The following is a 22321-nucleotide window of genomic DNA, read 5'->3' on the forward strand; positions in this document are numbered from 1 at the left end:
GCCTGCGTTACTGGCGCAGGCGGAACCGCTCCATGCGCGACATCACCTGCATGCGCGTGCGCACGCCCAGGCGCTGCAGGATGGCCGACACGTGTTCCTTGACGGTGTTCTCGGTCAGCCCCAGGCGGCGCGCGATCACCTTGTTTGGCAGGCCTTCCAGCACCAGCGCCAGCACCGAGCCCTGGCGCGGCGTCAGGCCGAGCTCGGCCGGCGTGACCGGAATGCCGTGGGCGGGCCCGAACGACTGCGCGCGGCCGTTCAGGGCCTCGTCAGTGGGGAAGGAGGTGTCGCCTGCCAGCACCTTGCGCACCGCGGCGGTGAAGGCATTGGCATCAAGATGCTTGCCGACGAAGCCGCAGGCCGACAGCGCGCGGGCGCGGCCGACGATCTCGGGGGTGGCCTCGGCGGACATGAAGATGAAGCGTGCGCCAGGAATGACGGTCTTGAACGACTGCATGGCGTCGAAGCCCGTGCCATCGTTCAGCCAGATATCGAGCAGCACGATATCGGGGCGCAGTCCCTGCTGCAGGCTTGTCAGGGCTTCGCGGGCACTGCCGGCGGCATGGACTGCCACATCCGGCATGACTTCGGCGAGAAAAGCCGTAGTGCCTGACAAAGCCATAGGATGATCATCGACCACCAACAACGTCGGTGCAGCGTTCGACATGCGAATTCCCGTTCAAATTCCCGTTTCGTCCTTGTTGTCACCAGCTCTTGGCGAGCACTGTGTCAGGCACAGGGTTGGCGCGTGGACGTAGCGCCCACTCTAGCAGAGGGGGCGAAGCGTCACAATCCATCAATCGGGGGTATACGGTCATGCCGTCACATGTTAGAGACATCGCGCCCTGTCCGAATCTCGTGAATTAAGTACGTAATGCGTTGGCTTTACCGGAGTTTAGCGCCTTGCCTTGGTAGAATTGCGCGATGAAAAAAATTGTCATCTTGATTTCCGGGCGAGGCTCCAACATGGAAGCCATCGTCCGTGCCTGCGCGGGGGGCGGCTGGCCTGCCCGGGTGGCGGCAGTACTGTCGAACCGGCCGGATGCCGCCGGGCTGCAATTCGCGCAGCAGCAGGGCATCGAAACCGGCGTGGTCGACCATCGCCAGCACCCTGACCGTGCTGCTTTTGATGCGGCTTTGGCCGAGGCCATCGACGCCCACGCGCCCGATCTGGTGGTACTTGCCGGTTTCATGCGTATACTCACGCCCGGCTTCGTCGACCGCTATGCGGGCCGGCTGCTGAATATCCATCCGTCGCTGCTGCCGTGCTTCCCGGGCCTGAATACCCACAAGCAGGCGCTGGACGCCGGCGTCAAGCTGCATGGCGCCACCGTGCACTTTGTCACCCCTGAGCTCGACCATGGCCCGATAGTGATCCAGGCTGCACTTGATGTGCAGCCCGCGGACACGCCCGAGAGCCTGGCCGCGCGCCTGCTCGAATGCGAGCACGTGATCTATCCCCGCGCCGTGCAATGGTTCGTCGAGAACCGCCTGCAGCTGCAGGACGGCGTAGTCAACGTTATCAACCCGGCCGAATCGCAATTGCTGATGGCCATCTCCGCCGCTACCCCGGCGGGAGGAGTCAAGGCATGAGTCGCACCCAGGCAGGAACCCGATCCCCGCGCAGCGAAGGACGCGCCCCCGTGCGCAGCAAGGGCAAGGGCAGCCCCATCCGCAAGTCGCCCAATGCCGACGGCGCCGCGGTCCGCTCGCACGGCGGCCTGCATGCCACCCATATCCAGCATATCGACCGCCTGCTCGGCAAGGTCATGCTGTTTGCGCGCCCGGCCGATGCCGTGGTGAGCTACTACTTCCGCGAGAACAGCAAGCTCGGCCACCGCGAGCGCGGCATCATCGCCGAGGCGATCTACGCGGTGCTGCGCCGGCGCGTCGAGTTTGCGCAGTTTGCCGAAAGCGGCACGGGCGCGACCTCGCGCCGGCTGGCGCTGCTGGGCCTGGCCGCGACCCTGGGCCGCGACACGCTGACGCCGTTCCTGCATCCCGGAGAAGCCGAGTGGCTGGACCGCCTGACCACGATCGAGCGCTCCAGCCTGGCGCCGCGCGTGCGCGCCAACCTGCCCGAGTGGCTCTACGATGAACTGGTACGCGGCCACGGCGAGCCCTTTGCCGCGGCCCTGGGCGACGCGCTGCTGCGTCCGGCGCCGCTGGACCTGCGCGTCAACCTGGCCAAGACCAGCCGCGAGGCCGCACTGGCCGAGCTGCAGGCCGCCGGCCTGGGCGCCGAGCCCACGCCGATGGCGCCGGCCGGCATCCGCATGGCCGGCAAGCCGGCGCTGAACCAGCTGCCGATCTTCGTCAACGGCCTGGTCGAGGTGCAGGACGAGGGCAGCCAGCTGCTGTGCAACCTGGTCGCACCCAAGCGCGGCGAGATGGTGGTCGACTTCTGCGCCGGCGCGGGCGGCAAGACCCTGGCGCTGGGCGCGGCGATGCGCTCCACCGGCCGGCTCTATGCCTTCGATGTATCGGAAAAGCGCCTGGCCAACCTGAAGCCGCGGCTGGCGCGCAGCGGGCTGTCCAACGTCCATCCGGTGCTGATCGACTCCGAGCGCGACGCCAAGATCAAGCGCCTGGCCGGCAAGGCCGACCGCGTGCTGGTCGACGCGCCCTGCAGCGGGCTGGGCACGCTGCGCCGCAACCCCGACCTGAAGTGGCGGCAATCGCCGGAGTCGGTGCTGGAACTGACTGCCAAGCAGAGCGCGATCCTGGACTCGGCCGCGCGGCTGGTGAAGGGCGGCGGCCGCGTGGTCTACGCGACCTGCAGCGTGCTGGAAGCTGAAAACGAGCAGATCGTGCGCGACTTCCTGGCTGCGCACCCCAACTTCCGCCTGGTGCCGGCCGCCGAAGTGCTGGCTGAGCAGAAGATCGAAGTGACGGGGCTGCCGGACAACGGCATGTTTGCCCTGTATCCGCACCTGCACCAGACCGACGGCTTCTTTGCCGCGGTGCTGGAACGCACCAGCTGAGCGGCGGTGCCTGCCGGGCCGCCCGCCGATCGCGCGGGCGCCCGCGCCAACCCTGAGTTTCCTCCATGAACGGTGAGACCCTGTCCGACCTGGGCGGCCTGAAGGACCTGAAGGCCTCTCATTCCATGTTCGGCAAGATGCTGGACGACCTGATCCGCGACGCAGGCGGGCCGGGCTTCTTCTGGCAGCTGCTCGTGCTGGCCGGCTGCCTGCTGGTGGCGTGGCCGCTGGCGCGCTTCGTGGTGCGGCGCCTGGAAGCGCGCTACGAAAGCTCAAGCTTCTCCGTGCGCTTTGCCGCCGCCAGCCTCGAGCGCGCCATGTTCCCGCTGGCCGGCTGGGTGCTGGTGTTGATCGCCCGCTTTGCGCTGGCGCCGCTGATCCCGATCAGCGTGCTGCGCCTGGCGCTGGTGCCGCTGTTCGGCATCACCTTCCTGAATTTCACCTTCTATGTGCTGCGCCGGGTAATGTCGGGCAGCGGCCAGCTGCACGGCATGCTGCTGCTGGTGGAGAAGGTGCTGACCACGCTGGTGTGGGCCGGCATGGCGCTGTACGTGCTGGGTGTGCTGGCGGACGTGGTGGCGTGGATGGAGGGCGTGCGCTTCTCGATCGGCGGCAAGCAGAAGATCAACCTGGCCGACACCCTGATGGCGGTGGTCTGGATCCTGCTGACGGTGCTGGTGGCGCTGTGGTTCGGTTCCTGGCTGGAAGAGCGGCTGATGCGCTCGACCAACCTCGACGGCAACCTGAAGGTGGTGCTGACGCGCATCTCCAAGGCCTTGCTGCTGCTGGTGTCGCTGCTGCTGAGCCTGTCGCTGGTGGGGATCGACCTGACCGTGCTGTCGGTGTTCGGTGGCGCGCTGGGCGTGGGCCTGGGGCTGGGTTTGCAGAAGATCGCCAGCAATTACATCTCCGGCTTCATCATCCTGCTGGACCGCTCGGTCAAGCTGGGCGACCAGATCACGGTGGACAAGTACACCGGCATCGTGTCGCAGATCCGCACCCGCTACACGGTGGTGCGCAACGGCGATGGCGAAACCCTGGTGCCGAACGAGCAGCTGGTGGCGCAGCCGGTGCAGAACCATTCGTTCTCCAACACCAATGTGCGCGTGGCTACCCGGGTGCAGGCAGACTACAACGCCGATCCGGAAACGGTGATCGCGCTGCTGACCGCGTGCGTGCGCAACCTGCCGCGCGTGCTGCCAGACCCGGAGCCCGCCGCTTTCCTGGTGCTGTTTGCCGATAGCGGCATCGAGTACGAGGTTGCGGTCTTCGTGGCCGATCCGCAGAACGGCAAGCTGGGCGTGCAGTCCGCGATGAACCGCGCGATCTGGCGCACGCTGCGCGAGCATGGGATTTCCATCCCCTATCCGCAGCGCGAACTCCGCGTGCTGGGCGAAGCACCCTTGCCCGGCAACGATCTGCCCCCATCTAAGAATGTAGTGGATGCAGCGAATGCGGCGAGTGCCGCATAGGCCGCCAGATGGGCGCAGCATGCGCCACCCACGGAACGAAAACCGTTGCACCCCGTCAAAATCCGGGAAATAGCGTATGCTTGCGCGTCGCGCGATCCGGTAGAATGCCGGGTTGTCGCGGGTTGCAGCTAGGGTTGCAGCGCACGCTCCCACATCAGACAGCCGCCAGATTGCAGCGGCTCGTACCTTGTCCCGCCCGCGGAGGGTCATCCCAGCGCCGGCGCGAGACTCGTGTGCCTGGGAGCCCGGAATGACTTCGGGTCCCGTGGCAGGCGCCAGAAAGCTATCGCAATCACTTGGATTCGCAGCCTTTTTTCTGCGCATTGCGTGCACCGGCCCCGCCGGGCTGCACGGGAAAGTCCCTGTTTAACCGACGGAGAACAGTTTGTTCGACACTATTCTTGACTGGGCCGCAAACGGCCTTGCCAACTGGACCTGGTGGGAGATCGTCATCTACACGCTCGTGATGACGCATATCACGATCGCCGGCGTCACCATCTTCCTGCACCGCTGCATGGCGCACCGGTCGCTGGATCTGCACCCGATCGCCCAGCATTTCTTCCGCTTCTGGCTCTGGCTGACCACGGGCATGGTCACGCGCGAGTGGACCGCCATCCACCGCAAGCACCACGCCAAGTGCGAAACCGAAGAAGATCCGCACAGCCCGCAGACCCGCGGCATCCGCAAGGTGCTGCTGGAGGGCGCGGAGCTGTATCGGGCCGAATCCAAGAACAAGGAAACCATCGCCAAGTTCGGCCATGGCTGCCCCAATGACTGGGTCGAGCGCAATGTGTACTCGCGCTTTGGCTGGCAGGGTGTCGGCCTGATGCTGATCATCGACCTGGCGCTGTTCGGCGTGATCGGCATGACCGTGTGGGCGGTGCAGATGCTGTGGATCCCGATCCATGCCGCCGGCATCATCAACGGCCTGGGCCACTGGTGGGGCTATCGCAACTACGATTGCGAGGACGCCTCGACCAACGTGTCGCCGTGGGGCCTGATCATCGGCGGCGAAGAGCTGCACAACAACCACCACACCTACCCGACCTCGGCCAAGTTCTCGATCAAGTGGTATGAGTTCGATGTGGGCTGGGGCTATATCCGCGCGATGCAGGCAGTCGGCCTGGCCAAGGTCAAGAAGACCCCGCCCAAGGCGCGCCTGGTGGAAGCCCGCCCGGTTGACCACAACACGCTGGAAGCGATCATCGCCAACCGCTATGACGTGATGGCGCGCTACGCCAAGGCCGTCAAGGGCGCGTTTCGCCAGGAACTGGACAAGCTCAAGGAAGGCGGCGTGGCCGAGTACCGCAGCTTCAAGCCCGCCAGCAAGTGGTTCCACCGCGAGGAAACCAAGCTGGCTGCGCCGCAGCGCGAACAGCTCGCCAGCATCGTCGAACAGAACAAGGCGCTGCAGACCTTCGTCGAAATGCGCCGTGAACTGGCCGCCATCTGGGGCCGTTCCAACCTGACGCGCGAGCAGCTGCTGCAGCAGCTGCAGGCCTGGTGCCATCGTGCCGAGGCCAGTGGCATCCAGGCGCTGCAAGATTTCTCGCTGCGCCTGCGCCGCTACGCCTGATACAATTCGGCCGCGCCGTATGGTTTGACAAAGCCCCGCCCATGGCGGGGCTTTTGTTTTAGATAAACTCCCCAATATTCTGGCCGGGCCGCACCCTTGCTGGCGGAGGTCTAGAGGAGTACCGGAGATGACCCCACAATCGATCAAGACCGTCGAGTTCGAAAAGCCGAACCTGTCGGATGCCGAAAACGCCACTGGCGGTAGCTGCGTGGCCCATGCCTGGGCCAAAGTGCCGCCGGTGCTGACGCCCGACGAGCGCCAGTCCCTGAAGGCACGTATTCGCCGCCTGCTCAAGGAGCGCAATGCGGTGCTGGTGGCACACTATTACGTCGACGCCGACCTGCAGGACCTGGCCGAGGAAACCGGCGGCTGCGTCTCCGACTCCCTGGAAATGGCCCGTTTCGGCCGCGACCACGAGGCCCAGACCCTGGTGGTGGCGGGCGTGCGCTTCATGGGCGAGACCGCCAAGATCCTGAGCCCCGAGAAGACCGTGCTGATGCCGGACCTGGACGCGACCTGCTCGCTCGACCTGGGGTGCCCGGCCGACGAGTTCGCCGCCTTCTGCGATGCGCACCCGGACCGCACCGTGGTGGTCTACGCCAACACCAGCGCCGCCGTGAAGGCGCGCGCGGACTGGATGGTGACCTCCAGCATCGGCCTGAAGATCGTCGAGCACCTGCATGCGCAGGGCAAGAAGATCCTGTGGGCGCCGGACAAGCACCTGGGCAGCTATATCCAGAAGCAGACCGGTGCCGACATGCTGCTGTGGCAGGGCTCGTGCCTGGTACACGACGAGTTCAAGGGCATCGAGCTGGACCTGCTGCGCCGCGAATTCCCCAACGCCAAGATCCTGGTGCACCCGGAATCGCCGGAAAACGTGGTGGCGCAGGCCGACGTGGTCGGCTCCACCTCGCAGCTGATCGAGGCCGCACAGAAGCTGGACGCGACCGAGTTCATCGTCGCCACCGACAACGGCATCCTGCACAAGATGCGCATGGCGGCGCCCGGCAAGCACTTCATTGAAGCGCCCACAGCCGGCAACAGCGCCACCTGCAAAAGCTGCGCGCACTGCCCGTGGATGGCCATGAACGCGCTCACCAACCTGGCCGAGGTGCTGGAAACCGGCCGCAACGAGATCCATGTCGACCCGGTGACCGGGCGCCAGGCGGTGACCTGCATCAACCGCATGCTGGACTTCGCCGCCGCGCAGAAGCGCAATGTGCGTCCGTCGGCAGACCTGGCCAAGGAACAGGCGCTGTTCCAGGGGATCGGACCGGCATGAGCGTGAATCCGATTTTCGACAGCTACGGCCCGGCGCTGCAGGCCGCGCTGCAAGCCAATGTGCAGTCCGCCATTGCCGAGGATGTCGGCAGCGGCGACCTGACCGGCCTGCTGGTGCCTGCGGCCAAGGCGGCGCGCGCACGCGTGATCGTGCGCGAGTCCGCCGTGCTGTGCGGCCAGCCGTGGTTCGATGCCTGCATGCGTGCGGTCGACCCGGCGCTGGAAGTGCGCTGGCTGCAGCAGGAAGGTGCCCGCATGGCGCCCGATTCGGTGGTCTGCGAGATCACCGGTCCGGCGCGCTCACTGCTGACGGCGGAGCGCCCGTCGCTGAATTTCCTGCAGCTGCTGTCGGGCGTGGCCACCGCCACGCGCCGCTATGCCGACCTGATCGCCGGCACCCGTGCGCGCGTGCTGGATACGCGCAAGACGCTGCCGGGCCTGCGCCTGGCGCAGAAGTATGCGGTCCGCATCGGCGGCGGCGAGAACCAGCGGCTGGCGCTGTACGACGGCATCCTGATCAAGGAAAACCATATCGCCGCGGCTGGCAGCATCAGCGCGGCCATGCAGGCGGCGCTGATGCTGGATACCAGCGCGTCGGTGCAGATCGAGGTGGAAACGCTGGCCGAGCTGGAAGAAGCGCTGGCGGCCGGCGCGAAGTCGGTGCTGATCGACAACTTCACCGTGCCGATGATGCAGGATGCGGTCAGGCTCAACCGGGGCAGGGCGCTGCTGGAGGTGTCGGGCGGCGTCAATGCCGATACCATCCGCACCTTTGCCGAAACCGGCGTGGACCGGATCTCGGTCGGTGCGCTGACCAAGGACGTGCGGGCGACGGACTATTCGCTGCGGATCATCGGCTGACGCGTCGCGCGATACCAAAAAAACGGGGTGGGGCCTTGCGGCGCCACCCCGTTTTTCTTTGCCTGGCCAGCCGTCAGCGCTTCCTAGTGGCTGGCGGCTGCATCACCGTCGGCAGCGCCTTGGGCAGTGCATCCGGATAGTCCCGGCTGAAATGCAGGCCCCGGCTTTCATGGCGCGAGTAGGCGCTGTCCACGATCAGCGAGGCCACTTCGACCAGGTTGCGCAGCTCCAGCAGGTCGCTGGTGACGCGGAAGTGGGCGTAGTACTCGGCGATCTCCTCGCGCAGCAGGCCGATGCGGTGCTGGGCCCGCTCCAGGCGCTTGCTGGTGCGCACGATGCCGACGTAGTTCCACATCATGCGGCGCAGCTCGTCCCAGTTGTGCGACACCACCACTTCCTCGTCGGCATCGGAGACGCGGCTTTCATCCCAGGCCGGCAGCGTGATGTCCGGCAGGCCGGCCTTGTCCTTGGAAGAAATGTCCTCGGCCGCGGCGCGGCCGATCACCATGCATTCGAGCAGCGAGTTGGAGGCCAGCCGGTTGGCGCCGTGCAGGCCGGTGCACGCGGTTTCGCCGACGGCGTACAGGTTGCCGATATCGGTGCGCCCGGCGGTGTCGGTGACCACGCCGCCGCAGGTGTAGTGGGCGGCCGGCACCACGGGAATCGGCTCGCGCGTGATGTCGATGCCGAACTCCAGGCAGCGCGCATGGATGGTCGGGAAGTGTTCCTTCAGGAAGGACTCGGGCTGGTGGCTGATGTCCAGGTAGACGCAGTCCAGGCCGCGCTTCTTCATCTCGAAGTCGATCGCGCGCGCCACCACGTCGCGCGGTGCCAGTTCAGCGCGCGCATCGTGTTCGGGCATGAAGCGGGTGCCGTCGGGCAGCTTGAGCAGGCCGCCTTCGCCGCGCACCGCTTCGGAGATCAGGAAGGACTTGGCGTAGGGGTGGTACAGGCAGGTCGGGTGGAACTGGATGAACTCCATGTTCGACACCCGGCAGCCCGCGCGCCAGGCCATGGCGATGCCGTCGCCGGTGGCCGTATCCGGGTTGGTGGTGTACAGGTAGACCTTGCCGGCACCGCCCGCGGCCAGCACGGTGTGCGTGGCGGTGAGGGTATGCACCGCGCCGGTGCTGTCGTCCAGCACGTACAGGCCATAGCAGCGGTTGCCCGGCAGGCCCAGCTTGCGCGAGGTGATCAGGTCGATCGCGAAGTGGTCTTCCAGGATGGTGATGTTCGGATGCTGCGTCGCCTGCTGCAGCAGCGTGCTGACCACGGCGTGGCCTGTGGCGTCGGCGGCGTGGATGATGCGCCGGCGGCTGTGGCCGCCCTCGCGCGTCAGGTGGAAGCCCAGTTCGGCCTGCTCGTCGCGCGTGAACGGCACGCCGCGGTCGATCAGCCACTGGATGGCCTCGCGCCCGTGCTCCACGATGAAGCGCGTGGCCTCTTCGTCGCACAGCCCCGCACCGGCGACGAGCGTGTCCTGCGTATGCTCGTCATGGCTGTCGCCGGAATCCAGCACGGCGGCAATCCCGCCCTGCGCCCAGTCGCTGGCGCCCTGGGTCATGGCGCGCTTGCTGAGGATGGCCACCCGGTGGGTGTCGGCCAGTTGCAGTGCGACCGTAAGGCCGGCCAGGCCGCTGCCGACGATGGCGACGTCGAAATTCATGATGCGGAGATGCGCCGGGGGGCGCTTGGCAGATGGGGGAAACGGGAAAGTCTACACCTGCGCGCCATGCCGTGCATCAGTGCCGCGGGCGCGGTGGTCGCCTATCGCACCAGCACCGCGCGGACAAAACAAAAAGCCCCGCGGCATGGCGGGGCTTTCTGGCGGGAACCGGGATCAATTACTTGATCTTGGTTTCCTTGTAAGCGACGTGCTTGCGGGCGACGGGATCGAACTTCATGATCTCCATCTTTTCCGGCATGGTGCGCTTGTTCTTGGTGGTGGTGTAGAAATGACCCGTGCCTGCGGTCGATTCCAGCTTGATCTTGTCGCGGCCGCCCTTGCTTGCCATGATGTGCTCCTAATTAGACTTCGCCGCGTGCGCGCAGGTCGGCGAGCACGGAGTCGATGCCTTTCTTGTCGATCAGGCGCAGGCCGGCGTTCGAGACGCGCAGGCTCACCCAGCGGTTTTCGGATTCAACGAAGAAACGACGATTCTGCAGGTTGGGCAGAAAACGGCGCTTGGTCTTGTTGTTTGCGTGGGAAACGTTGTTGCCGACCATCGGCGCTTTCCCGGTCACTTGACAGACGCGTGCCATGAAGCACTCCTAAATCTTCTATTCGTGGACAATGTTCGCAACAGATCAACAAAAGGCGCGCGGGCCCGGACTGCAGCGGTTGAGACTTCAGCAAAACGGGCATTATAGACCGGATTCCCTCGCCGAATCAATGCCTTCTGTGCTTTGACGTTATCTGGCGTTGCTGCGCTGCCGGTGCCGTGGCGTTGGCGTCACAGCCCGGCCAGGCGGTCGCAGCAGTCGGCCAGCGAGCGGATTTCCTGCCCGGCGACGATGAAATGGTCGAGCAGCCGTACATCGATCAGGTTGAGCGTGCGCGCCAGCTCGTGGGTCAGGTGGATGTCGCTCTGGCTGGGCGCGGTGGTGCCACGCGGGTGGTTGTGCGCGACGATGATGCCGGCCGCATTATGCACCAGCGCCTGGCGCGCCACCTCGCGCGGGTAGGCGGCGGTGCGCGTCAGGGTGCCGCGGAACAGCTCCTCGCTGGCCACCATGCGGTTGCGCGATCCAGGAACAGGCACAGGAAGACCTCGTGCGGCAGCGATGCCAGCGTCAGGCGCAGGTAGTTGCGCACCGCCGCCGGGGAGTCGAAGCCGGTGGGCAGCCGCAGCGATTCGGCCAGCGCGCGCCGTGCCAGCTCCGGAATGGCCTGCAGCTGGGCATACTTGGTCTCGCCCATGCCCCGGACGCTGGCCAGCGCGCGCCCCTCGGCCGCGAACAGGGCTGTCAGCGAGCCGAAGCGGTGCAGCAGCTCGCGTGCCAGGTCCACGGCACTTTTGCCGGCCGCGCCCACGCGCAGCAAGATGGCCAGCAGCTCGGCGTCGGACAGGGCGGCGGCGCCGCTTTCCAGCAGTTTCTCGCGGGGCCGCTCGCAGGCGGGCCAGTTGGCAATGGTCATGAGCATTCCAGGGTAGTCACGCCGTGATGAGGGTGAGGCCGGGCCCGGGGCGGCGGGCGATGGGCCAGTCGAATACAATACGGGTTGTTGACCGGTTGATCACCCATGAATTTGCAAACTTTCGCGTCGGAAACCGACGGCGGCACGGCTGGCCGCAAGACTGTCCAGGCTGACTCTTTCCTGACCCTGCACTACAGCATCGCGCTCGAGAACGGCACCGAGGTTGTCAGCACGTTCGAGGAGAAACCCGCCACGCTGCTGCTCGGCCAGGGTCAGTTCGCGCCGACGCTGGAGCAGGCGCTGGTCGGCATGCCCGAAGGCGAGCGCATGACCTACCGGCTGGCGCCGGAGCAGGCCTTTGGCCCGCGCAACCCCGAGCTGCTGCAGTGGGTGTCGCTGGCCACGCTGCGCGAGAACAGTTCGTTCGAAGAGGACTACAGCCCGGGCGACCTGGTCGAGTTCAACGCGCCCGGCGGCGGCAAGTACGCGGGTGTGCTCAAGGAGATCGGCGAGACCGCTGCGCTCTTTGACTTCAACCATCCGCTGGCCGGGCAGACCATTCTGTTCGACGTGCAGCTGATCGGCATTCTCTGAGCGCGCCGCACGTGTGCCGAACCATCCTGATACCGCAGCATGCCTGACCTGACCCTCGCACCCGACGCAGAAATCCTGATGGCGCAGCCGCGCGGCTTCTGTGCCGGCGTGGACCGTGCCATCGAGATTGTCGAGCGTGCGCTCGAGCGCTTCGGCGCGCCCATCTACGTGCGCCACGAGATCGTCCACAATGCCTATGTGGTGGCCGACCTGCGCCGCAAGGGCGCGGTGTTCGTGCGCGAGCTCGACGAGGTGCCCGCGGGCGCCACCGTCATCTTCAGCGCCCACGGCGTGTCGCGCGAAGTGCGCGCTGACGCCGCCGCGCGCGGGCTGCACGTGTTCGATGCCACCTGCCCGCTGGTGACCAAGGTGCATGTCGAGGTGAGCAAGATGCGCGCCGAGGGCTGCGAGATCGTGATGATCGGGCATCGCGGCCATCCGGAAGTGGAGGGCACCATGGGCCAGGCCAGCGGCGGCATGCTGCTGGTGGAGTCGGTGGCCGACGTCGCCACGCTGCAGGTTGCCGACCCGTCGCAGCTGGCCTACGTGACCCAGACCACGCTGTCGGTGGATGAGACCCGCGAGATCGTGGCCGCGCTCAAGGCCCGCTTCGCGCAGATCCGCGAGCCCAAGAAGCAGGACATCTGCTATGCCACGCAGAACCGCCAGGACGCGGTGAAGTTCATGGCGCCGCAGGTGGAGGTGGTGATCGTGGTGGGCAGCCCCAACAGTTCCAACTCCAACCGCCTGCGCGAGCTGGCCGAGCGCCTGGGTGTGCCGGCCTATATGGTGGATGCCCCCGAACAGGTGCGCCCCGAATGGATCGCCGGCAAGCGCCGCATCGGCCTGACCGCCGGCGCTTCGGCGCCCGAGGCGCTGGCCCAGTCCATCGTCGAGCGCCTGCGTGAGCTTGGCGCGCGCCAGGTGCGCCCGCTTGACGGCATCGAAGAGAACATGGCCTTCCCGCTGCCGCGCGGGCTGCTGCCGGCCAGCGCAGCCGCCTGACCGGCGCGGGCCGTGCCCGCTTGCCCGCCTCGCCTTGAATAAGGGCGCCGCTTGATGCGGCGCCCTTTGTCTTTGGTGTGCCCTAATTGCAGCCACCCCGGCGCGAATAATGCACGGGGCTGGTGCAGGTAATACATGGCTGTCCTGTTGATCAGACAAATCAGGGTAATCCCCGGGTCTGGGGTTTTCCCTATTATGGTGCGGCGCTACATTCTGCACATTAGAGATGGGCGCAACTGAATTTAAATGAAACACCTATTTAATAAAGGCGCATTATAGGTGGCGCTGGCGATGCTTACTCGCCTCATCGGGCGGCGCAGGCACGATTCTTGTAAGTAGGTGAGGCGGCCGCGTCATGTGGGCGGGAATTGCCGCAATCTGTGCATTGGGGAAATTCCCTAGCTCATTTGGCCGGTAAATGGTTAAGGATGTTGCGTCGCGTATTGCATCAACTAAGAAAGGGGATACAATGCGCGCGTTTCAAATTGAAACTAAACAAAGGCGGTCCAGGGAAACGTCCGGGAGGCGTTGAAAATCCCTGTCTTCGTGAATCCTAGGAGATCACTCATGCAAATCACGTTTGCCAAGATTCTGCCGATTGCGGCCGCAGTGGCTCTCGTAGCAGCTTGCGGCAAGAAGGAAGAGAAGCCGGCTGGTGCGGCGTCTTCGGCGCCGGCGGCGGCAGCTCCTGCAGCGGGCGGCGGTGAAGTCGTCGTCAAGATCGGCCACGCGGCCCCGCTGACCGGCGGCATCGCGCACCTTGGCAAGGACAACGAAAACGGCGCCCGCCTGGCCGTGGAAGAAGTCAACAAGACCGGCCTGGAGATCGGTGGCAAGAAGATCAAGCTGGAACTGGTCGGCGAAGACGATGCCGCTGACCCCAAGACTGGCACCTCCGTGGCGCAGAAACTGGTCGACGCCAAGGTGGTGGCAGTGGTCGGCCACCTGAACTCGGGCACGTCGATCCCGGCCTCCAAGATCTATAGCGATGCCGGCATCGTGCAGATCTCGCCCTCGTCCACCAACCCGGACTACACCAAGCAGGGCTTCAAGACCACCTACCGCGTGGTGGCCACCGATGCCCAGCAGGGCCCGGCACTGGCCAACTATGCCAGCAAGACGCTCCATGCCAAGAGCGTGGCCATCGTCGACGACGCCACTGCCTACGGCAAGGGCCTGGCCGACGAGTTCGAGAAGACCGCCAAAGCGGCCGGCGTGAACGTGGTGGCGCGCGAGGCCACCAACGACAAGGCCACCGACTTCAAGGCCATTCTCACCAAGATCAAGGGCAAGAAGCCTGACGTGATCATGTACGGCGGCATGGATGCTACCGGCGGCCCGTTCGCCAAGCAAGCCAAGGAACTGGGCATCGGCGCCAAGATCGTTGGCGGCGACGGCGTCTGTACCGACAAGGTGGCCGAACTGGCAGGCGATGCCGTGACCAACATCATCTGCTCCGAGGCCGGCCTGGCCCTGTCGAAGATGGAGCAGGGCGCGGACTTCTCCAAACGCTACCAGGCTCGCTTCAACGCGCCGGTGCAGATCTATGCACCGTTCACGTATGACGCCGTGATGGTCGTCGTCGACGCCATGAAGCGCGCCAACTCGACCGAACCGGCTGCCATCCTGGCCGAAATGCCCAAGACCAACTACAAGGGCGTGATCGGCAATATCGCCTTTGACGAAAAGGGCGACATGAAGGAAGGGACCATCACGCTGTACGAGTACAAGGACAAGAAGAAGTCCGTCCTCGACGTCGTGAAGATGTAATCAGGGCTTACCGGCCCATCCGAACGGCACCGTGAGCATTTTGCGGTGCCGTTCTTTTTAGCCTCGCCTAATGTAGAAGCATCCTTACCATGGATGGAGCAGGGCAGGTCGCTTACCAGCAAACCAACCACCGCAACGTTACCCATTACACACCATGGTCCCACCCCGGCATCCACACCATGCCGCAAGGCCCGGGACTGAAGCAGGAGTTTTCATGGATATCCTTATCCAGCAGATCGTGAACGGTCTGGTGCTCGGCAGCATCTATGCGCTGATCGCACTGGGCTACACCATGGTCTACGGTATTCTCGGCATCATCAACTTCGCCCACGGCGATGTGCTGATGATCGGCGCGCTGACCGCCCTGTCAGCCATCCTCGGATTGCAGAAGTTCGCCCCCGGCCTGCCTGAATGGCTGATGCTGGTGATCGCCACACTGATCGCCATGCCGGTCTGCGCGGTCCTGTCCTATGCCATCGAGCGGATCGCCTACCGGCCCTTGCGCAATGCGCCACGGCTAGCCCCGCTGATCACCGCCATCGGTGTCTCCATCATCCTGCAGACGATGGGCATGCTGATCTGGTCGCGCAACCCGCTGACCTTCCCGCAGCTGCTGCCCTCGGAGCCGATCGATATCGGCTCGACCGGTGCCACCATCACCGGCAAGGAAATGGTCATCATCGGCATGGCCGTGATGGTGATGTCCGGCCTGCTGGCCCTGGTCAACCGCACCAAGCTCGGCCGCGCCATGCGCGCCACCGCCGAGAACCAGAAGGTGGCTGGCCTGATGGGCGTGAACCCCAATTTCGTCATTTCCGCCACCTTCATGATCGGCGCCACGCTGGCCGCGCTGGCCGGCGTGATGATGGCCACCAACTACGGCAATGCCCACTTCTACATGGGCTTCATCCCCGGCCTGAAGGCGTTTACCGCGGCAGTGCTGGGCGGCATCGGCAACCTGGCTGGCGCGATGGTCGGCGGCATGCTGCTGGGCCTGATCGAAGCGCTCGGCGCCGGCTATATCGGCGACCTGACCAACGGCATCTTCGGTTCGAACTACCAGGACGTCTTTGCCTTTATCGTGCTGATCACCGTGCTCGTCTTCCGTCCGTCCGGCATCATGGGCGAACGCGTGGCGGAACGCGCCTGAGGAGAGCGAATCCATGAATACTCCGATTCCATCCGCGGCAGCCGTTGCGGCGCCCACCAAGGTGCCGGCCAAGACCCTGGCCGCACTGATTGGCTTCCTGGTGATCGCCCTGTGCGCACCGTTCTTCGTCCAGACCCTGGGCGGCAACTACTGGGTCCGCGTGCTGGACTTCGCGCTGCTGTACATCATGCTGGCGCTGGGCCTGAACATCGTGGTGGGCTTTGCCGGCCTGCTTGACCTGGGCTATATCGCGTTCTACGCGGTGGGCGCCTACCTGATGGCGCTGCTGGGCTCGCCCCACCTGGCGAACCAGTTCGAGTGGATCCACCAACTGTTCCCCACCGGCATCCACGTGTCGATGTGGTTCGTGTTGCCGATCGCGATCCTGGTAGCCGCCACCTTCGGCGTGCTGCTCGGGGCGCCAACGCTGAAGCTGCGCGGCGACTACCTTGCCATCGTGACGCTGGGCTTCGGCGAGATCGTCCGTATCTTCATGAACAACCTGGACCGCCCGGTCAACATCACCAACGGGCCCAAGGGCATCACCGCGGTGGACCCGGTCCACATCTTCGGCTTCGACTTCTCGAAGACGCACGAGATCCTGGGGCTGAAGTTCTCGCCGGTGTTCATGTACTACTACCTGCTGGTGTTCCTGGTCATCGTGATCGTGTTCGTGAGCCTGCGGCTGCAGACCTCGCGTATCGGCCGCGCTTTCGTGGCCATCCGCGAAGACGAGATCGCCGCCAAGGCGATGGGCGTCAACACCCGCAACATCAAGCTGCTGGCCTTTGCCATGGGCGCGTCGTTCGGCGGTGCCTCGGGCGCGGTGTTCGGGGCCTTCCAGGGCTTCGTGTCGCCGGAATCGTTCACGCTGTGGGAATCGATCTACGTGCTGGCCATCGTGGTGCTCGGCGGCATGGGCCATATCCCGGGCGTGATCCTGGGTGGCGTTCTGCTGGTGGGTTTCCAGGAGTTGCTGCGCGTGGTAGCGGAGCCGATGCAGACCGGTTTGTTCGGCCATGTCATCGTCGATGCCGAAGTGCTGCGCCAGCTGCTGTTCGGCCTGGCCCTCGTTGGCGTCATGCTGTATCGCCCGGCCGGCATCTGGCCGTCGCCGCGCAAGGAAGACCGCCCGGTGGTGCGCCGTGCGGGCAGCGTGGGCCGTTTCTGACCAGGAGGACAATATGAGCAACAACGATTTCCTCCTGTCGGTACAGGGGGTGAACAAGCGTTTCGGCGGCCTGCAGGCGCTGTCCGAGGTGGGGCTGCAGATCAAGCCGGGCGAGATCTATGGCCTGATCGGCCCCAACGGCGCCGGCAAGACCACCTTCTTCAACGTGATCACCGGGCTGTACACGCCGGATTCGGGCGAGTTCGTGCTGGGCGGCAAGGCCTACCAGCCGACCGCCGTGCATGAAGTGGCGAAGGCCGGTATCGCGCGCACGTTCCAGAACATCCGCCTGTTCGGCGAGATGACCGCGCTCGAGAACGTCATGGTCGGGCGCCACGCGCGTACCAAGGCCGGCCTGTTCGGCGCGATCTTCCGCCCGCCTTCGGTACGCCGCGAGGAAGAGGGCATCGAGGACATGGCGCATGACCTGCTCGACTATGTCGGCATCGGCAAGTACGCCAACTTCACCGCGCGCAACCTGTCTTACGGCCACCAGCGCCGGCTGGAGATCGCTCGGGCGCTGGCGACCGAGCCCAAGCTGCTGGCACTGGACGAACCGGCCGCGGGCATGAACGCGACCGAGAAGGTGGAGCTGCGCGGACTGCTCGACAAGATCCGCAACGATGGCAAGACCATCCTGCTGATCGAGCACGACGTGAAGCTGGTGATGGGCCTGTGCAACCGCATGACGGTGCTGGACTACGGCAAGGTGATTGCCCAGGGCCTGCCGCACGAAGTGCAGAACAACCCCGCGGTGATCGAGGCCTACCTCGGCGCATCGGCACACTGATGGCCGGAGGAAAAGCAATGACACAGACAGTACTGAAGATCTCCGGCCTCAAGGTCGCGTACGGCGGCATCCAGGCCGTCAAGGGCATCGACCTGGAAATCCAGGACGGCGAACTGGTGACGCTGATCGGCGCCAACGGCGCCGGCAAGACCACCACCATGAAGGCCATCACCGGCCTGCAGGGCTGGGCCAGCGGCGACGTGGAATACATGGGCAAGTCCATCAAGGGCGTGCCCAGCTACGCGCTGCTCAAGCATGGCATGGCGATGGTGCCGGAAGGGCGCGGCGTGTTCGCGCGCATGACCATCACCGAGAACCTGCAGATGGGCGCCTACACGCGCAACGACGAGGCCGGCATCAAGGCCGACGTCGAGCGCATGTTCGGCATCTTCCCGCGCCTGAAGGAACGCGCCAACCAGCTGGCGGGCACCATGTCCGGCGGCGAGCAGCAGATGCTGGCAATGGCGCGCGCGCTGATGAGCCAGCCCAAGGTGCTGCTGCTGGACGAGCCGTCGATGGGCCTGTCGCCGATCATGGTCGAGAAGATCTTCGAGGTCGTGCGCGACATCTCGGCGCAGGGCGTGACCGTGCTGCTGGTGGAGCAGAATGCGCGCCTGGCGCTGCAGGCCGCGCACCGCGGCTACGTGATGGAGTCGGGCCTGATTACCATGAGCGGGGACGCCAAGCAGATGCTTGATGATCCCAAGGTGCGGGCCGCCTACCTGGGCGAGTAAGGCGCGCGCTGCCGCCTCACACCCCGCCGCAAGAGGGGTGAGGGAGAGGGCAGGCGCACGCAGGCGCAAGGCCTTTCCCTTGCCGCGGGGCCCCGCGCAACGCCTGCTCAGGCTGGTGTGCGCGGGTTCTGCGGCGCTGGCTCTCTCCCTCACTCCTCTGCGGCACCACAAAGAAAAAAGCCTCGCTCGCGCGAGGCTTTTTTTCCGTCTGGCGAATGACCAGGACTCAGGCCAGCTTCTTCAGCAGCGTGCGCAGCATGCCGATCATCTGGTCGATCTCTTCACGCGTCACGTTCAGCGCGGGCATGAAGCGCAGCAGGTTGGCGCGCGGTGCGTTCAGCAGCAGGCCTTGCGGCACCATGTCGCGGGCTTCTTCCACCAGTTGCGGGCCGATGTCCTTGCCCAGGATCAGCGCGCGCAGCAGGCCGTCGCCGCGTTCGCCGCCCAGGCCGAACTCGGCCGACAGCGCCAGCAGCTGTTCCCGCAGGTATTCGCCCTTGGCCTTGACGTCGTCGAGGAAGCCCGGCGCGGTCAGCTGCTCGATCACGGCGCTGCCCACCGCGGTCATCAGCGGGTTGCCGTTGTAGGTGCCGCCCTGGTCGCCGGCCTCGAAGCTGGCGACCTCGGCCTTGCACAGCAGCGCCGACAGCGGCACGCCGCCGCCGATGCCCTTGCCCAGCGTCATGATGTCCGGCTCCACGCCCGCCAGCTCGTAGGCGAAGAGGGTGCCGCAGCGCCCGCAGCCGGTCTGCACTTCATCGACGATCAGCAGCAGCCTGTGCTTGTCGGCCAGCGCGCGCAGGCCTTGCATGAACTCGCGCGTGGCGGGGATCACGCCGCCTTCGCCCTGCACCGGCTCCAGCATGATGCCGACGGTCTTGTCGGTGATCAGCTTCTCCACCGAGGCCAGGTCGTTGAGATCGGCGCGCGGGAAGCCCGGCACCTGCGGCGCGAAGATGGTGTCCCAGCCGGCCTTGCCCGACGCGCTCATGGTGGCGAGCGTGCGGCCATGGAAGCTGTGGTCCATGGTGATGATCTCGAAGGCGCCGTCCTTGTGCTTGCGGCCCCATTTGCGCGCCAGCTTGATCGCGCCTTCGTTGGCCTCGGCGCCGCTGTTGGCGAAGAAGACCTTGTCGAAGCAGCTGTGGTCGGTCAGCTGCCGGGCCAGCTTGAGCATCGGCTCATTGTAGAAGGCCGGGCTCGGGTTGATCAGCCGGTGCGACTGGGCCACCAGTGCGTCGATCATGCCCTGGTTGGAATGGCCCAGGCAGTTCACTGCCCAGCCCTGCACGAAGTCCAGGTATCGCTTGCCGTTGTGATCCGTCAGCCAGGAGCCCTTGCCCTCGGTGAACACGAGCTCGGGCCGGTTGGTGATGTACATCAGGGATTGGACGGGATACTCAGCAAATGCCATGGCGGACTCCAGGGGTCGGCTTTAAACGATGGACGGACGGGCGAAACAACCGGAACAAAAACAAAAAGCCACGGGGGTTGCCCGTGGCTCGTTGACATGAACAGACGCAGTCGACGGTCAGCCGCGTGGCACCCCGGTGGGGAGCGACGTACGGAAGCTGCGGCGTCGGTTGAAGGTCATGTGCATGCGGGCAAATATAAGGCGCATGCGCCCGGGTGTCAAAACGAATTTTGGCAGGCCCGGGCATTGTTGCGCTGACGGAACGGCTGGCGGCGGCTTGCGCCTCAGGCCGCCGGGGCCGAGCCGGCCGGGTGCATGTCGGCCTCGGAGGTGAACGAGTCGGCGAAGAACGCGTCCTCGTGCAGCTTGCACTGGCGGGTGAAGTCGCCGCGTGCGGCATTGATCATCACCGGGGCGCCGCAGGCATAGACCTCGTGGCCCGACAGGTCGGGATGGTCGGCGATCACGGCCTGGTGGACAAAGCCGGTGCGGCCTTGCCAGTTGTCTTCAGGCAGCGCGTCGGAGACCACCGGCACGTACCGGAAGTTGGGCAGCTCGCGCGCCCACTGCTCGCACAGCGCGTGCATGTACAGGTCCCTGGGCCGGCGGCCGCCCCAGTACAGGGTCATCGGGCGCTGGATGCCGGTGTAGGCAGCGTGCTCGACGATGGCCTTGATCGGCGCGAAGCCGGTGCCGGAAGCCAGCAGGATGATCGGGGCCTCGGATTCCTCGCGCAGGAAGAAGCTGCCCAGCGGGCCCTCGAAGCGCAGGATGTCGCGCTCCTTCATGGCCGGCTGGCCTTCCTTGGCGCCGAACACGTAGTCGGTGAAGGCGCCGCCCGGCATATGGCGGATATGCAGCTCGATCGGGCCGTCTTCATGCGGCGGCGTGGCGATCGAATAGCTGCGGCGCTTACCGTCGCGCAGCAGGAATTCCACGTACTGGCCGGCCAGGTATTGCATGCGCTCGGTCGCCGGCAGCTGCAGCTTGATGGCGATCACGTCGTCGGCCAGGCGCTCGATCGCGGTCACGCGGCACGGCACCTTCTTGATCGGGATGTCGCCTGCGCCGTGGACTTCGCGGCACTCGATGGTGACGTCCGAGGCGGCGTTGGCGCAGCAGAACAGGGCGCGGCCCTCGGTCTTTTCCTGCGCGGTCAGTGCCGCCGGGGCGTGGTCGCCCTGAACGATGGTGCCTTCGAGCACGCGGCCCTTGCACGAGCCGCAGGCGCCGTTCTTGCAGCCGTAGGGCAGCCCGATGCTGTGGCGCAGGGCCGCGCCGAGGATGGTTTCGTCCGCGGCCACTTCAAACTTGTGGCCGCTGGGCATGACGGTTACTTGATAAGCCATAATCGGTCTATGAGCCAAATTCTGTCGAAGCTGCAGCCCTCGCGCCTCCCACAAGTCCCGCGGCTGCCGGTGCCTTCGCGCCGGCTGGGCCGCCCGCGCCTGTTGATCGTCGGCTGCGGGGATGTGGGGACGCGCTGCCTGCGAATCCTGTCGTCGCGCATGCGTGTCTTTGCCGTGACTTCACAGCCGGCGCGCCGCGCTGAACTGCGTGCCGCCGGCGCGGTGCCGCTGGTGGCGGACCTGGACCGGCCGGCCACGCTGGCACGGCTGCACGGGCTGGCCACGCAGGTGCTGGACCTGGCGCCGCCGCCCGGGCAGGGCGAAGGCGATCCGCGCACGCGTGCCTTGCTCGCCGCCTTGCGCCGGGCGGCCTGGCGCAAGGCCAGGACGTCGGCCGGCATGCTTCCCGGCGAGCCCGCCATTCTACCCGACCGGGGCAGGCCCCGCGCTGCGTTTGTCTACGCCAGCACGTCGGGTGTATACGGCGACCGGCAGGGGGCCCGGGTCTCGGAATTCCACGCCGTGCGGCCCCAGACCGCCCGCGCGCGCCGCCGCGTGGCCGCCGAGCGGGCAGTGCGCGGCTTCGGCCGCGATGCCGGCTGGCGTGCCAGCATCGTGCGCATCCCCGGCATTTATGCTGAAGACCGCCTGCCGCTGGCGCGCCTGCACCGCGGCACGCCCGCGCTGGTGCAGCAGGACGATGTCTACACCAGCCATATCCACGCCGACGACCTGGCGCGCACCATGGTCGCGGCGCTGTTCCGCGGCCGCGCGCAGCGCGTGGTCCATGCCAGCGACGACACCGAGCTGCGCATGGCCGACTACTTCGACCTGGTCGCCGACCGTCGCGGCCTGCCGCGCCCGCCGCGGATCACGCGTGGCGAGGCGCGTGAAGTGATCGACAAGACGCTGCTGAGCTTCATGAGCGAATCGCGCCGCCTCGACAACCGCCGCCTGAAACGCGAGCTGCGCCTGCGGCTGCGTTATCCCACCGTCACTTCCTTCTTCGACGCCTGACCACCTGGCCAATG

At 65.9% G+C, this 22321-nt stretch carries 20 protein-coding genes and 1 pseudogene; 14 read left to right on the top strand and 7 right to left on the bottom strand.

The annotated features are described in order from the left end of the window. Window positions 1-7: 7 nt before the first annotated feature. On the bottom strand, window positions 8-667 hold the full coding sequence (locus AC07UK_RS11365) for a response regulator (protein WP_011615962.1): 660 nt from the start codon (window positions 665-667) through the stop codon (window positions 8-10). A 257-nt stretch (window positions 668-924) separates the two neighbouring features. On the opposite strand from AC07UK_RS11365, the gene purN reads away from it, so the two are divergent. The 6 genes from purN to nadC all read left to right on the top strand — a co-directional run bounded on the left by purN (window position 925) and on the right by nadC (window position 8174). Continuing rightward, window positions 925-1593: a phosphoribosylglycinamide formyltransferase gene (gene purN / locus AC07UK_RS11370; protein ID WP_494686488.1), complete on the top strand. Its 669-nt coding sequence runs from the start codon at window positions 925-927 to the stop codon at window positions 1591-1593. Then, the gene (locus tag AC07UK_RS11375) at window positions 1590-2984 is read left to right on the top strand and encodes an RsmB/NOP family class I SAM-dependent RNA methyltransferase (protein WP_494686489.1); all 1395 of its coding nucleotides are present in this window, start codon (window positions 1590-1592) and stop codon (window positions 2982-2984) included. Before purN ends, AC07UK_RS11375 begins: the two co-directional genes overlap by 4 nt. 65 nt (window positions 2985-3049) lie before the next feature. Next, the gene (locus AC07UK_RS11380; protein ID WP_494686490.1) at window positions 3050-4456 is read left to right on the top strand and encodes a mechanosensitive ion channel family protein; all 1407 of its coding nucleotides are present in this window, start codon (window positions 3050-3052) and stop codon (window positions 4454-4456) included. A gap of 385 nt (window positions 4457-4841) precedes the next feature. Further along, on the top strand, window positions 4842-6032 hold the full coding sequence (locus AC07UK_RS11385; RefSeq protein ID WP_013957873.1) for a DesA family fatty acid desaturase: 1191 nt from the start codon (window positions 4842-4844) through the stop codon (window positions 6030-6032). Window positions 6033-6159: 127 nt separating this feature from the next. Beyond that, window positions 6160-7314 (top strand): quinolinate synthase NadA, encoded by a 1155-nt coding sequence (gene nadA / locus AC07UK_RS11390; protein WP_494686491.1) that lies wholly within the window; start codon window positions 6160-6162, stop codon window positions 7312-7314. Next, window positions 7311-8174: a carboxylating nicotinate-nucleotide diphosphorylase gene (gene nadC, locus AC07UK_RS11395; protein ID WP_494686492.1), complete on the top strand. Its 864-nt coding sequence runs from the start codon at window positions 7311-7313 to the stop codon at window positions 8172-8174. Before nadA ends, nadC begins: the two co-directional genes overlap by 4 nt. 73 nt (window positions 8175-8247) lie before the next feature. Here the strand turns inward: nadC and nadB are convergent, their stop codons facing one another. From nadB to radC, 4 genes and pseudogenes are all read right to left on the bottom strand, one after another. Further along, the gene (nadB, locus tag AC07UK_RS11400) at window positions 8248-9840 is read right to left on the bottom strand and encodes an L-aspartate oxidase (protein ID WP_035821191.1); all 1593 of its coding nucleotides are present in this window, start codon (window positions 9838-9840) and stop codon (window positions 8248-8250) included. Window positions 9841-10018: 178 nt separating this feature from the next. Then, the gene (gene rpmG, locus AC07UK_RS11405) at window positions 10019-10189 is read right to left on the bottom strand and encodes a 50S ribosomal protein L33 (protein WP_010814980.1); all 171 of its coding nucleotides are present in this window, start codon (window positions 10187-10189) and stop codon (window positions 10019-10021) included. A 13-nt stretch (window positions 10190-10202) separates the two neighbouring features. Further along, the gene (gene rpmB, locus AC07UK_RS11410) at window positions 10203-10436 is read right to left on the bottom strand and encodes a 50S ribosomal protein L28 (protein WP_006575661.1); all 234 of its coding nucleotides are present in this window, start codon (window positions 10434-10436) and stop codon (window positions 10203-10205) included. A 191-nt stretch (window positions 10437-10627) separates the two neighbouring features. Further along, window positions 10628-11313, bottom strand: a pseudogene (gene radC, locus AC07UK_RS11415) (RadC family protein). 105 nt (window positions 11314-11418) lie between these two features. Between radC and AC07UK_RS11420 the strand changes: the two are divergent. The 7 genes from AC07UK_RS11420 (at window position 11419) to AC07UK_RS11450 (ending at window position 18527) form a co-directional block, all read left to right on the top strand. Further along, window positions 11419-11907 carry an FKBP-type peptidyl-prolyl cis-trans isomerase gene (locus AC07UK_RS11420; protein WP_494686493.1) on the top strand — a complete coding sequence of 163 codons (489 nt, stop codon included), beginning with the start codon at window positions 11419-11421 and terminating at the stop codon, window positions 11905-11907. 39 nt (window positions 11908-11946) lie between these two features. Beyond that, entirely contained in the window at window positions 11947-12912 is a 966-nt protein-coding gene (gene ispH, locus AC07UK_RS11425; protein WP_494686494.1) for a 4-hydroxy-3-methylbut-2-enyl diphosphate reductase, read from the top strand. A 567-nt stretch (window positions 12913-13479) separates the two neighbouring features. Next, window positions 13480-14682, top strand: a complete 1203-nt coding sequence (locus AC07UK_RS11430) for a branched-chain amino acid ABC transporter substrate-binding protein (RefSeq protein WP_436222554.1) — start codon at window positions 13480-13482, stop codon at window positions 14680-14682. A 214-nt stretch (window positions 14683-14896) separates the two neighbouring features. Continuing rightward, window positions 14897-15832: a branched-chain amino acid ABC transporter permease gene (locus tag AC07UK_RS11435; RefSeq protein WP_494686495.1), complete on the top strand. Its 936-nt coding sequence runs from the start codon at window positions 14897-14899 to the stop codon at window positions 15830-15832. Between the two features lie 13 nt (window positions 15833-15845). Further along, window positions 15846-17003 carry an ABC transporter permease subunit gene (locus tag AC07UK_RS11440; protein WP_494686496.1) on the top strand — a complete coding sequence of 386 codons (1158 nt, stop codon included), beginning with the start codon at window positions 15846-15848 and terminating at the stop codon, window positions 17001-17003. A 13-nt stretch (window positions 17004-17016) separates the two neighbouring features. After that, window positions 17017-17793: an ABC transporter ATP-binding protein gene (locus AC07UK_RS11445; RefSeq protein ID WP_035821178.1), complete on the top strand. Its 777-nt coding sequence runs from the start codon at window positions 17017-17019 to the stop codon at window positions 17791-17793. 17 nt (window positions 17794-17810) lie between these two features. Continuing rightward, window positions 17811-18527 (top strand): ABC transporter ATP-binding protein, encoded by a 717-nt coding sequence (locus AC07UK_RS11450; RefSeq protein ID WP_114133696.1) that lies wholly within the window; start codon window positions 17811-17813, stop codon window positions 18525-18527. A 226-nt stretch (window positions 18528-18753) separates the two neighbouring features. Here AC07UK_RS11450 and AC07UK_RS11455 read toward each other — a convergent pair whose 3' ends face one another. Next, window positions 18754-19941 (bottom strand): acetylornithine transaminase, encoded by a 1188-nt coding sequence (locus AC07UK_RS11455; RefSeq protein WP_494686497.1) that lies wholly within the window; start codon window positions 19939-19941, stop codon window positions 18754-18756. A gap of 284 nt (window positions 19942-20225) precedes the next feature. Further along, the gene (locus AC07UK_RS11460; RefSeq protein WP_494686498.1) at window positions 20226-21290 is read right to left on the bottom strand and encodes a CDP-6-deoxy-delta-3,4-glucoseen reductase; all 1065 of its coding nucleotides are present in this window, start codon (window positions 21288-21290) and stop codon (window positions 20226-20228) included. Window positions 21291-21299: 9 nt separating this feature from the next. Here AC07UK_RS11460 and AC07UK_RS11465 point away from each other — a divergent pair, with 9 nt between their 5' ends. Then, window positions 21300-22307: an NAD-dependent epimerase/dehydratase family protein gene (locus tag AC07UK_RS11465; protein WP_494686499.1), complete on the top strand. Its 1008-nt coding sequence runs from the start codon at window positions 21300-21302 to the stop codon at window positions 22305-22307. Window positions 22308-22321 lie beyond the last annotated feature (14 nt).

The organism is Cupriavidus sp. GW821-FHT07C08, assembly GCF_059419025.1.